At 68.3% G+C, this 12,113-nt stretch carries 11 protein-coding genes; 4 read left to right on the top strand and 7 right to left on the bottom strand.

Features of this window, described 5'->3' with window-relative positions; genetic code table 11:
- Position 1: 1 nt before the first annotated feature.
- Genes AU196_RS12595 through AU196_RS12575 form a run of 5 tightly spaced genes read right to left on the bottom strand, consistent with a single transcriptional unit; the run spans position 2 to position 5,518 of the window.
- Complete coding sequence (locus tag AU196_RS12595) at positions 2–931, bottom strand: TIGR03564 family F420-dependent LLM class oxidoreductase (protein WP_059095404.1); 930 nt, start codon at positions 929–931, stop codon at positions 2–4.
- 4 nt (positions 932–935) lie between these two features.
- Positions 936–1,772 carry an SDR family NAD(P)-dependent oxidoreductase gene (locus tag AU196_RS12590; RefSeq protein ID WP_059095403.1) on the bottom strand — a complete coding sequence of 279 codons (837 nt, stop codon included), beginning with the start codon at positions 1,770–1,772 and terminating at the stop codon, positions 936–938.
- A complete protein-coding gene (locus tag AU196_RS12585; RefSeq protein ID WP_059095402.1) occupies positions 1,769–3,133 on the bottom strand; it encodes a cytochrome P450 in 1,365 nt (454 codons plus the stop codon). Before AU196_RS12585 ends, AU196_RS12590 begins: the two co-directional genes overlap by 4 nt.
- Positions 3,130–3,873, bottom strand: coding sequence for an SDR family oxidoreductase (locus tag AU196_RS12580; protein WP_059095401.1), 744 nt, complete (start codon positions 3,871–3,873; stop codon positions 3,130–3,132). Before AU196_RS12580 ends, AU196_RS12585 begins: the two co-directional genes overlap by 4 nt.
- 43 nt (positions 3,874–3,916) lie before the next feature.
- Positions 3,917–5,518 (bottom strand): GMC family oxidoreductase, encoded by a 1,602-nt coding sequence (locus tag AU196_RS12575; protein ID WP_059095400.1) that lies wholly within the window; start codon positions 5,516–5,518, stop codon positions 3,917–3,919.
- Between the two features lie 58 nt (positions 5,519–5,576).
- Here AU196_RS12575 and AU196_RS12570 point away from each other — a divergent pair, with 58 nt between their 5' ends.
- Positions 5,577–6,650: an ATP-dependent DNA ligase gene (locus AU196_RS12570; protein WP_059095399.1), complete on the top strand. Its 1,074-nt coding sequence runs from the start codon at positions 5,577–5,579 to the stop codon at positions 6,648–6,650.
- Between the two features lies 1 nt (position 6,651).
- On the opposite strand, the gene AU196_RS12565 is transcribed toward AU196_RS12570, so the two are convergent.
- Positions 6,652–7,647 (bottom strand): acyl-ACP desaturase, encoded by a 996-nt coding sequence (locus AU196_RS12565; protein ID WP_059095398.1) that lies wholly within the window; start codon positions 7,645–7,647, stop codon positions 6,652–6,654.
- 99 nt (positions 7,648–7,746) lie between these two features.
- On the opposite strand from AU196_RS12565, the gene gluQRS reads away from it, so the two are divergent.
- The 3 genes from gluQRS to AU196_RS12545 all read left to right on the top strand — a co-directional run bounded on the left by gluQRS (position 7,747) and on the right by AU196_RS12545 (position 10,884).
- Entirely contained in the window at positions 7,747–8,628 is an 882-nt protein-coding gene (gene gluQRS / locus AU196_RS12560; protein ID WP_059095397.1) for a tRNA glutamyl-Q(34) synthetase GluQRS, read from the top strand.
- 64 nt (positions 8,629–8,692) lie between these two features.
- Complete coding sequence (locus AU196_RS25140) at positions 8,693–10,132, top strand: ABC transporter permease subunit (RefSeq protein ID WP_082695702.1); 1,440 nt, start codon at positions 8,693–8,695, stop codon at positions 10,130–10,132.
- Positions 10,129–10,884, top strand: a complete 756-nt coding sequence (locus AU196_RS12545) for an amino acid ABC transporter ATP-binding protein (protein WP_059095396.1) — start codon at positions 10,129–10,131, stop codon at positions 10,882–10,884. The genes AU196_RS25140 and AU196_RS12545 overlap by 4 nt, the downstream gene beginning before the upstream one ends.
- On the opposite strand, the gene AU196_RS12540 is transcribed toward AU196_RS12545, so the two are convergent.
- Positions 10,871–12,091 carry a saccharopine dehydrogenase family protein gene (locus AU196_RS12540; protein WP_059095395.1) on the bottom strand — a complete coding sequence of 407 codons (1,221 nt, stop codon included), beginning with the start codon at positions 12,089–12,091 and terminating at the stop codon, positions 10,871–10,873. The genes AU196_RS12545 and AU196_RS12540 overlap by 14 nt on opposite strands.
- Positions 12,092–12,113 lie beyond the last annotated feature (22 nt).

The raw sequence follows: 12,113 nt of genomic DNA, 5'->3' as shown, positions 1-12,113 counted from the left end.
CCTAGCCGGCTCGCGCCACGTCGCTCAGCAGCGCACGGGTGCGGTTCAGCGACGCCGCCCGCTCTCCTCGGTCGGCGCCCACCGCCACCGGTTGCGCCCACACGTCGGTCGCGCCCGCGTCGACCAGGTCCCTCAACTGCCGCGCCACCGCGGCCTCGTCACCGACGATCCCGACATCGGCAGCACCGGCGCCGCCACTCGCGTGGATGACCCGCTGGTAGTTCGCCATTCGCTCATAGCCCGACGATGTCGCCGCGATGGCCGCCCTGGCCTCGGCGGTGTCCTCGTGCACCGCCACGGGCAGCCCGGCCACGATGCGCGGGGCCGTTCTCCGGTGGGCGGCCGCGGCATCGCGCAGGGCGGGTGCGATGCGGGCCGCTATCACGGCCGCCGACGCCATCCACAGCACGACCCCGTGAGCGAATCGTCCAGCGATCGCCAGCATTCGCGGTGACAGCGCCGCCAACAGAACCGGCACCGGATGCTCGACCGTGACCATCCGGCCCGCGCTGTGCGTTGTCCAGTCGGTGCCGTCGACGTCGACCCGCTCACCGGCCAGCAAGCCGGTCAGGATGCGCAGATACTCGCCGGTGTTGCGGGCCGGGTGGTCGTAGGACAGACCGAGGATCTCGCGGACCACCGGTTCGTGCGACGGCCCGACGCCCAGGGTGAAGCCGGGTCGGCCCATCGCGTTCGCGGCGGCCGCCGCGCGGTTGGCCTGCAACAGCGGATGACACGGGTAGGTCTGCAGTACTGCGGTGCCGAGTTCGATGCTCGAGGTGGCCCGCCCCGCGATGGCCATCGCCACCAGTGGGTCGCCCGCAACCGAACTGGCGTACCACAGCGTGGAGAAGCCGTCGGCCTCCGCCCGCTGCGCCTGCGCCACGATCTTGTCGACGGAGGAGCCGCCCCCTGTCAGTCCGATCCGCATCGGCCTATCGCATCACATGCGCTTGTTGCCGGATCGGATGCACGTCGAAAAGCTCGCGGTACGAGGGTGGTTGGCGTCCGCCCTCGTCGGCGACCCCGTAGCGGACGGCGAGTTCGGCCCCGATCAACGTCTGTCCGCTGAGCGCCATGACGTCGGGATCGCGGAACAATTCCCAGATCACGTGGCCGGTCAGCTCCGGTGTTTCGGCGGTGGCCAGGATGTGGCCGAACTTCTCGGGGTTGCTCGCGATGATCTTCCGGACGCGGTCGGTGAGCAGCGATCCCATCCAGATCGACACCGCGGCGATGCCGACGTCACGGAAGTCGTAAGCCATGTCGGCGGCCATCTTGTCCACACCTGCCTTCGGCACGCCGTAGGCGGGCCCGAACGCGTAGTGCACCGCCCCGGACGACGACGTGAACACGACCAGGCCCTTGCGGTTGGGCACCATCAGGGGCGCGGCGTACACGGTCGCGACATAGCTGCTGCGCAACCCGACGTCGAGGGTGTCGATGACGGTGAGCGGTTCTTCCCAGAATTTGGTGCGCCCCATCATCTCGTCGCGGATGATCGCGGCGTTGTTGACCAAGATGTCGATCCGGCCGTGGTCGTGTGCCACCCGCTCGAAGAACGCCGCGACCTGCTCGTCGTCGCCGTGGTCGACCCGGACCGCGATGCCTTGACCGCCCGCTGCGGTGACCTTCTCCGCGGTGTCGCACGTCTGGACCGTGCGACCCGTCAGGTAGACGGTGCAGCCGTGCGCCCCCAACGCGTGCGCGATCCCCGCGCCGGCGCCGCGACTGGCTCCGGTCACCACCGCGACCGGACGGTCGCCCGTCATACCGACTCCTCGATCCTCGCCGCGTCCTTCAGTTCGGTGATCGGTCGTGCCAGCCCCTGCGCGTCGCAGATGCGCTGCAGCCTGGCCACGGTCTCGGCGACTCCCGGTCCCTTGGGCGTACCGGGCGTGAAGGTGGCCGGCAGGTGCCGCATACCCTGGATCACGCCGATGCTGTCGTAGTGCACGGCGCCTTCGGGCAGGCAGCGATAGTCGGGCATGCGATCCAGCACCGCGGTCAGCATCGACTTGAACACCGTGCGCGCCACGTTCGACCCGATGCAGCGATGCACGCCGAGCCCGAAGCTGAAGTGGCGGTTCCCTTTTCGTTCGAGAACTACCCTGTCGGGTTCGCTGAACACGGCCGGGTCCCGGTTGGCCATCGCCCACGACAACCACAACCGCTGCCCCTCCCGCATCTGGACGCCGCCGAGCGTCATGTCCGCGGCGACGGTGCGGCCGTCCCCGGGCGCCGGCGTGAAGTACCGGAGGAACTCCTCGGTGGCGGGGTTCAGCAGGGTGTCCCGCTCGTCGCTCAGCCGAGTCCGTTCGGCGGGATGCTCCGAGAGCCATTCCAGCGCATGCGCGGTCAGCGCCGTCGTGGTGTCGAATCCGCCGCCGATCAACAAATTGAGCATGCCGATGAGTTCGATGTCGGGCGGCGCCTCACCGTCGATGCGCATCTTCGCCAGCGCGTCGATGATCCCCGGCCTGGGGTTCTCGCGGATCTCGACCAGGTTGGTGAACAGGTCGACGCCCATCGCCAGGTACAGCTCGCGAACCCGCGCGGCATCCGGCGAGTCCGGTGGCGTGTACACCGACGCGTGGGCCGGTTCGTTGTACATCTGCCACTTCTCCAGCGGCACCCCGAGCATCGCCAGGGTCAGCACCGCGGGCACCACGTTGGCGAGGTCGTCGACGAAATCGATGCGCCCCGCTGCGATGTGGTCGTCCAGACAGGCCCGCACGATCTCGTCGACGAACGGCTCCCAGCGCTTGACAGCCGCCGGTGACAGGTAGGGGTTGAGGACCGTCCGGTAGATCCGGTGTTCCGGGTCGTCCATCTCGAGCATGCCGCCGCGGAAGCCCTCCGCCTCCACCATCCGTGGGATGGAGATGCCCTTGTACCCCCGGCGCTCGTTGTTGACGTCGTGGTCGTTCGACACGTGTGGGCAGCGCGCAAGCTCGAACACCGCGTCGCTGCCCGCGGCGACCCAGTGACCGTCGTAGGCATCCGTCCACGCCAACGGGCACGTGCGGTGCATCTCGTGGGTGATGTCGAGGAACCTGTCCCGGTACTCGGGGGTGTGGCGGTCGAAGGGGTACCGCGGCGCCTCCGTCGATAACGCGGTGTCGCGGTTCACAGCACCGCCCCGCCGTTGACACCGATGACCTGGCCGGTCACGTAACCCGCACCCTCCGAACACAGGAACGAGCAGACCGCGGCCACATCCTCGGCCGCGCCCACCCGTCCCGCGGGGATGGCCTGGTTGAGGATCTCGGCCGGGGGCAGCTTGCCGTCGGCCTGCTGTTGCCGCAGCATCGGGGAGTCGATCGCGAACGGCGGCACCGAGTTCGCGGTGATCCCCTTGCGGGCGTAGTCGCGCGCCACGGTCTTGGTCAACGCGATCACGCCGCCCTTGGTGGCCGAGTAGTGGCCCTGCCCCGGCGCACCCTGTTGACCCGCGGCCGACGAGATCGTCACGATCCGGCCCCAACGGGATGCGACCATGTCCGCCAACGCTTCCCGGATACACAGGAAGGTACCGGTGAGGTTCACCGCGAGGTACCGGTTCCACTCGTCGAGCGTGATCTTGTCGAAGCGGGTGAACCCGGCGATGGCGGCGCTGGTCACCAGGATCTCCACCGGTCCCAGTTCGCTCCTCACGGTGCCGAACCCCTGCTGCACCGCGCTTTCGTCGGAGACGTCCACCGCCACGGCGACGGCCTGCGCGCCGTGCTCCCGTAACCGCGCGGCGAGTTTCTGTGCGGCCTCGTCGTCGACGTCGAGCACCGCCACCCGATGCCCGTCGCCCGCGAGGCCGGCACAGATCGCCTCACCCAGCCCCGACGCACCGCCGGTGACCACCGCCACTCGACTCATATCAGATCCCTCCGATTGCTATACATACGTATAGCACAGTTTCCTACCGTCCGTGGACGATGAAATCCGCTGCCCGCCAGGCCATCGCCATCATGGGACCGTTGAGATTGCCCGCCACCATGGTGGGCATCACCGAACAGTCCACCACCCGCAGTGCGTCGACGCCCCTGACCCGCAGTTGGTTGTCGACGACATCGTCGTCACTCGGCCCCATCGCGCAGGTCGCCGTGGCGTGGTAGCCGCAGTAGCCGCCGGCGAGCGCCGCGTCGACGAGCTCATCGTCGCTCCGGACGTGCGGACCGGGATAGGTCTCGTGGCTGATCCGTTCGGCGATCGGCGACTGGTCGAACAGCGCACGCATCCTGCGCAGCAACTTCGCCGTCGTCTCACGGTCGTAGTCGCTGTCCAGATAGTTCGGGTTGATCCGCAGCGGCCCTGCCGGATCCGCGGAGGTGATCTCCACACTGCCTTCGGAGGTGGGACGCAGCACCATGCCCAGACATGAGACGCCCGGCTCGCGCTGAATGCTCACCGGCTCCCCGACGTTGTAGGGCGGCAACGTGTACGGGCCCATCATCACCTGACCGTCGGGCCGATCGGCATCCGACTGCGCCTTGACGAAGCCGACGACGTCGAAGGACGGTGCGGCCAGCGGACCCCGGCGGTTGGCCAGGTATTTGATGCCGGTGAGCGCCTGCCCGAGGCTGCCCGCGAGGTACTTGTTGTACCCGAGGTCCTCCTTGAGCCGCAGCCGCAGTGTCGCGCAGCGGTGTTCACGCATCCCCCGGCCGACGTTGTCACGTTCGAGGCGTACGTCCACCCCGGCCGCGGTGAGCACGTCGCGGGGGCCGATGCCCGACAGCTGCAGCAGCTTCGGGGAGTTCAGGCTGCCCATCGACATGATCACCTCACGAGCGGCGCGCACCTGCTCGGTGCCCTTGCCCGTGGCCACCTCGACACCGGCGGCCCGGTCACCGTCGAACAGCACCCGGCGGACGATCGCTCGGGTGCGCACGGTCAGGTTGGGTCGGCGCAGCGCGGGTCTGAGGAACGCAGTGGCCGCGCTGACGCGCCGTCCGTTGCGGATCGTCGACGTGGCGTAGCCGATGCGCTCTCCGTCGGACTCGTTGATGTCCTGCACGCGGGTCATACCGGTACGGCCGGCCGCGTCGATCATCTCCTCGCAGAGCGGATCGGGGTCCCGCGGTACGGAGATGTGCAGCGGCCCGCCGGTGCCGCGCGTCGGGGATGCACCGAACACGTTGTCCTCGAACGATCGGAAGATCGGCAGGATCTCGTCCCAGCCCCAGCCCTTGTTGCCCAGCCGTTCGAGCCCGTCGTAGTCGGCGCGGTTGCCCCGGTTGTAGATCATGCCGTTGATGGAACTGGACCCGCCCAGCGCCTTGCCGCGCATCCACTGCTCGACGTGGGAGTCGGGCCCGAACGGCGTGGTCTGGTAGTGCCACATGTGCTTTTCGCTCTCGAACAACTTCCCCGCACCCTTGGGAATGTGGAACCACAGGTTGCGGTCGCCGCCGCCGGCCTCGAGCAGCAGCACCGTGACCTCAGGGTCCCGCGACAACCGGTTGGCGAGCACGCATCCGGCCGTGCCCGCACCGACGATGATGTAGTCGTATCCGGCCATGTGCCGCCTCTCGTCGCGCTGTACGACCGTATAGTACGTCCTCGGTGACAATGAGTGGGTGCAACTTCCCGTTTCGCCGCCGATACGGCCGATGCTGGCCAAGTCGGTGCCTGACTTCCCCGACGACCCCGCCGCACTGTCCTACGAGCCGAAATGGGACGGGTTCCGGTCGATCTGCTTCCGCGACGGCGACGAGGTCGAGTTGGGCAGCCGCAACGAACGCCCGATGACCCGCTATTTTCCCGAACTCGTCGCCGCGGCGCGGGCCGAACTGCCCGAACGCTGTGTCGTCGACGGGGAGATCGTCATCGCCACCGCGGACGGCCTGGACTTCGAGGCGTTGCAGCTGAGGCTGCATCCCGCCGCCTCGCGGGTGCGGATGCTCGCCGAGAAGACGCCGGCGGCGTTCATCGCCTTCGATCTGCTCGCCCTCGGCACCGATGACTACACCTCGCGCCCGTTCAGCGAGCGGCGTGGAACCCTCGAACGCGTGCTCGAGAAGAGCGGGCCGACGTTCCACCTCACCCCCGCGACCACCGACCTCTCCACCGCGCAGCGCTGGTTCCACGAGTTCGAGGGCGCAGGCCTCGACGGTGTCGTCGCCAAACCGGTGACGCTGACCTACCAGCCCGACAAACGGGTGATGTACAAGATCAAGCACCAGCGCACCGCCGACTGTGTGGTCGCCGGGTACCGGCTGCACAAATCGGGCGACGACGCGGTGGGCTCGCTGCTGCTCGGCCTCTACGACGACGACGGCGACCTCGCGTCGGTCGGTGTCATCGGCGCCTTCCCGATGGCCACCCGGCGCCGGCTGTTCACCGAGATGCAGCCGCTGGTCACCGCGTTCGAGGACCACCCGTGGAACTGGGGCGCCCACGTCGACCCCGACGTCGTGCGCCGCTACGGCGGCGGCTCACGCTGGAACGCGGGCAAGGATCTGTCCTTCGTGCCGTTGCGCCCCAAACGGGTCGTCGAGGTGCGCTACGACCACATGGAGGGGCGGCGATTCCGCCACACCGCGCAGTTCAACCGCTGGCGTCCCGACCGCGACCCGCGCTCATGCACCTACGCGCAGCTCGAGCAGCCGGTCACCTTCAGCCTCGGCGACATCGTGCCGGGGCTCGGCTGAGTCAGACGGATACGGCCACCTTGGCGTTGCGCTTCTCGGCCATCTTGGCTTCGCGTTCGAGGCGGCGCTGTTTGGCGGTCTCGAACTTCTCGCAGGTCTCCTCGAGTTCCTCGACGAGCACGCCGAGGTCGTCGCGCATGCGGGCGGCCTCGCCGCTGAAGTCCTCACGCTCGAAGATGCGCCACTTCTTGAGCACCGGCATCACCACGTCGTCGAGGTGGATCCGCGGGTCGTAGACGCCGCCGACGGCGATGACGACGGCCTTGCGGCGGAAATCGGGAACGGTGTAGCCGGGCATCTTGAAGTTGCGCAGCACGTGGTGCAGCGAGTGCATGGCCTGGTCGGGCGCGATGTCGAAGCCCGCCTCGGACACGTCGCGGTAGAAGATCATGTGCAGGTTCTCGTCGGCGGAGATCCGCTGCAGCAGCTGGTCGGCGATCGGGTCGTTGCAGGCCTTGCCGGTGTTGCGGTGCGAGACGCGGGTCGCGAGTTCCTGGAACGACACGTAGATGACCGAGTCGAACAGGCTTCCGGCGAACAACGCCGCCTCGCCCTGACCGTTCTGGCCGGGAGAGAAACCGCGGGTCATCTGCTCGACGCGCAGTTCCTCGAGTTCGACCGGGTCGACCGCGCGGGTCACCGTCAGGTAGTCCCGCAGCGCGATGCCGTGCCGGTTCTCCTCGGCCGTCCAGCGGTTGACCCACTGCCCCCAGGCGCCGTCGAGGCCGAAGTTCATCGCGATCTCGCGGTGGTACGACGGCAGGTTGTCCTCGGTGAGGAGGTTCTGCACCATCGCCGTCCTGGCGACCTCGGACAGCTGCGACTGTTCGGGATCCCAGTCCTGGCCGCCGAGGGCGTAGAAGTTCTTGCCGTCCGACCACGGGATGAAGTCGTGTGGATTCCAGTCCTTGCGCATCCGCAGATGCCGGTTGAGATTCGCCTCCACGACCGGTTCGAGTTCGGTCAGCAGCTGCACTTGGGTCAGGTCCTTCGCCACGGCGTCCCCTAAATGTATGTGTCCACGGCGGTCACAGTAAGCGTACGGGTTCCGGCGTCCGGTACCGAATCGACGCGCTGAGCGGGCTAGATTGCGCTTGTGACCCGATCTCCCGCGGGCCGGTTCGCGCCGAGCCCGTCGGCCGATCTGCACATCGGCAACCTGCGCACCGCCGTGCTCGCCTGGCTCTTCGCCCGGTCCACCGGCCGACGCTTCCTCATGCGGGTCGAGGACCTCGACTACCGCACAGACTCCGACATCGCCGCCCGGCAACTCGACGACCTGACCGCACTCGGACTGACCTGGGACGGGCCCGCCGAATACCAGTCCGCGCACCGCGACCGGTACGACAGCGTCATCGACGGTCTGGCCGCCGACCGCATGGTCTACGAGTGCTATTGCAGCAGGAGGGATATCGCGCAGGCACCCCGCGCGCCGCACGCACCGCAGGGCGCGTATCCGGGTATCTGCCGCGATCTCACCGACGCGCAACGCGCCGCGCGCCGACGCGAGACGGGCCGGCCGCCCGCACTGCGGTTGCGCACCGACGTCCTCACCTACACCGTCACCGACCTGCTGCACGGTGAGCACACCGGCATCGTCGACGACTTCGTGGTGCGCCGCGGGGACGGGGTGCCCGCCTACAACCTCGCGGTGGTGGTCGACGACGCGGCGGCCGGTGTCGACCAGGTGGTGCGCGGCGACGACCTGCTCAGTTCCTCACCCCGCCAGGCCTACCTCGCCCGCCTGCTCGGGTTCGCGGAGCCGACGTACGCCCACGTCCCGCTGGTGCTCAACGAAGACGGCGCCCGGCTGGCCAAGCGCGACGGCGCCGTGACACTCGCCGAGATCGGGGTGGGGCGCGCCTTCGCCCGCATCACCGCCTCACTCGGCTGGCCGGCCCACACCCTCGACGAACTCCTCGACCGGTTCGACCCGGCCCGGCTTCCCCGCCATCCGTGGATATACATCCCGGACTGAGCAGAACCCTCCTGTCGCCGCGGCGGGCTTGTTAGCGTCCGCCGGTGAGGTTTCTTCGGCACTCCTGCTGTTGCTCGCCGTCCTGGCCGCGGCATCGTGCGCATCGGCCGGGGACAGCAGCGACGAACCGATCAAGTCGGCGGGGGTGCTGCGCGTCGGCACCGAGGGGGTGTACGCCCCGTTCAGCTACCACGACGCCGCCGGTCAGCTCGTCGGCTACGACGTCGACGTGGCACGGGCAGTGGCCGACAGAATCGGTGTGCCGGTCGAGTTCGTCGAGACGCCGTGGGACTCCATGTTCGCCGCACTCGAGGCCGGCCGCTTCGACGTGGTCGCCAACGAGGTCACCATCAACGCCGAACGCCAGGCCAAATACGACCTGTCGCAGCCGTATTCGGTGGGTGAGGGCGTGATCGTCACCCGCGCCGACGAGGATTCCATCACCACGCTCGACGACCTGGCGGGCAAGGTCGCCGCCGAGAACGCCACCAGCAACTGGTCGGAGGTGGCGCGCAAAGCCGGCGCCCGGGTCGAGGCCGTCGAGGGTTTCACCCAGGCCATCACGCTGCTCAACCAGGGCCGGGTGGACGTCGTCGTCAACGACAGCATCGCGGTGTACGCCTACCTGGCCGAGACCGGCGACACCTCGGTCAAGATCGCCGGCACCGTCGGGGAGAAGAGCGAACAGGGCTTCGCGGCGCGCAAGGACAGCGGGCTGCTCCCCGAACTCAACCGCGCTCTCGACGAGTTGCGCGCCGACGGCACGCTCGCGTCGATATCGCAGAAGTACCTCAACGCCAACGCCTCCGGCGCACCCGAACGGGCCGACGCCGCGGCGCCGCGGTCGACGTGGCAGCTGATCGGTGACAATCTGTGGCCGCTGGCGCGGGCGGCGCTGACGATGACGATTCCGCTGACCATGATCAGTTTCGCGATCGGCCTGGTGATCGCGCTCGGAGTGGCGCTGGCCCGGCTGTCGTCCAATGTGGTGCTGAGCAACGTCGCCCGCTTCTACATCTCGGTGATCCGCGGTACGCCGCTGCTGGTGCAGTTGTTCATCGTGTTCTTCGCGCTGCCCGAGTTCGGGGTGCGGATCGACCCGTTCCCGGCCGCGGTGATCGCGTTCTCGCTCAACGTCGGTGGCTACGCCGCCGAGATCATCCGCTCGGCGATCCTGTCCATCCCGAAGGGGCAGTGGGAGGCCGCGGAGACGATCGGCATGAACTACGCCACGTCGCTGCGCCGCATCGTGTTGCCACAGGCCGCCCGGGTGGCCGTGCCGCCGCTGTCGAACACGCTCATCTCGCTGGTCAAGGACACGTCACTGGCGTCGACCATCCTGGTCACCGAGCTGTTGCGGCAGGCGCAGATCGTCGCCGCCCCGACGTTCGAGTTCTTCGCGCTGTACGGCACGGCCGCGGTGTATTACTGGGTGATCTGTCTGGTGTTGTCGTTCGGCCAGGGCCGCATCGAACGCCGGCTGGAAAGGTACGTGGCGAGATGACCGAGGACCGGGTGGTCGCCGAGGGATTGCACAAGGCCTTCGGCGACAACGAAGTACTCAAAGGGGTGTCGTTCCGGGTACCTGCGGGGTCGGTGACGACGATCATCGGACCGTCGGGGTCGGGGAAGACGACGCTGCTGCGGGCGCTCAACGCACTCGACGTGCCCGATGCCGGAACGGTTTGCATCGGTGACGTCAGCGTCGACTTCGGCAAGCCGGTGCGCAAGGACGAGTTGCGCCGCTACCGGATGCAGAGCGGGTTCGTCTTCCAGTCCCACAATCTCTTCCCCCACAAGACGGTGCTGCAGAACGTGACCGAGGGTCCGATCGTCGTGCAGAAGCGCCCGAAGGAGGAGGCCGAGGCGGCCGCGGCCGACCTGCTCGCCCAGGTGGGTCTGGCCGAGAAACGCGACCAGTACCCGTACCAGCTCTCGGGCGGACAGCAGCAGCGGGTCGGGATCGCACGAGCGTTGGCCCTGCGGCCCAAGGTGGTTCTCTTCGACGAGCCGACCTCGGCCCTGGACCCCGAGCTCGTCGGCGAAGTGCTCTCGGTCATCAAGGATCTGGCCGTCGAGGGGTGGACGCTGGTCGTGGTCACCCACGAGATCCAGTTCGCGCGGCAGGTGTCGCATCAGGTGCTGTTCACCGACCGCGGCGTCATCCTCGAACAGGGTCCGCCCGAGGCGGTGATCGGCGACCCGAAGGAGGAGCGCACGCGTCAGTTCCTGCAGCGCATCCTCAACCCGCTGTAGCGCTGAGTTCTCGGACACCCCACGGTGATCCGTAGGCCGTCAGCAGTTTCAGGAACGGCACCGCATCGAACGCCTCCGGGCCGAGCACGCCGGCGCCACTCCATGTGCCGCTCGCCAGGAGTTCCAATGCCACAACGGGATTGACGGCCGTCTGCCAGACGACACACTGGTGGCCGTATTCGGTCATGGACCACTCGTTGTCGACGACGTGGTACAGGTACGTCGAGCGCGGAGCGCCGTCCTTGCCGATGCCGGTCACCCAGAGACCCGCGCAGGTCTTGCCCTTCATCCTCGGACCCAGGGTGGCCGGGTTCGGCAGGCACGCGGCCACCACGTCGCGCGGTGACACCTCGACACCTCCCACCCGCACCTTGTCGGTGCGGTCCAGGCCCAGTTTGTGCAGCGTCTTGAGCACGTCGATGAACTCGGCGCCGAGGCCGTATTTGAACGTCGCCCGTTTGCATTTCACCCAGCGCGGCATCAGCAGCACCTCTTCGTGCTCGACGTTGACGCACTCGACCGGACCGATGCCGTCGGGGAAGTCGAAGACCTCCGGCTCGCTGAACGGTTCGGTGACGAACCAGCCGCGGCCGTCCTCCCAGATGACCGGCGGGTTGAGGCATTCCTCGATCGTGGTCCAGATGGAGAACGACGGCGCGAAGTCATAACCCTCGACCGTGAGGTTCGACCCGTCGCGGGTGCCGAGTTCGTCGATGTCGGAGAACAGGTGGTCGGCGGCGTAGCGGGCGAACACGTCGGACAGGCCCGGTTCGACGCCGATGCCGACGAGCGCCAGCCGGCCCGCATCGCGCCACCGATCCTCGACGGCGAACTGCTCGTCGCCCAGTTTCACCCCGGTCAGCTCGTAGGGCTGATCGGGGTGACGGCGCGACAGGCTCATCGCCATGTCGAGGTAGTCGGCGCCGCCGGCGAGCGCCCCGGTGAAGATCGGCATCACGAACCGCGGGTCGACGGCGTTCATGACGTGGGTGATCGCATGCTCGCCGACCAGCGCCGCGACCGCGTCCGCCGACGTCGCGTCGACCTGCGCCGGGGTGAACCGCGGGTCACCCACCGCCTCGGCAGCCTGGCGCGCGCGGGCCTCGTCGTAGTCGCAGACGACGATCTGCTCGAAGAAGTCGCGGCGCGCGGCGATCGCGCAGAAGGCCGACCCGACGCCGCCGGCACCCACCAACAGAATTCGCATAGCTAGAACCTAGCCGCCGACT

The sequence above is a fragment of the Mycobacterium sp. IS-1742 genome, assembly GCF_001500125.1.
Taxonomy (GTDB): Bacteria; Actinomycetota; Actinomycetes; order Mycobacteriales; family Mycobacteriaceae; genus Mycobacterium.
Note: the sequence above shows the minus strand (reverse complement) of the source record. Positions and strands in the feature narration are given on the sequence as shown.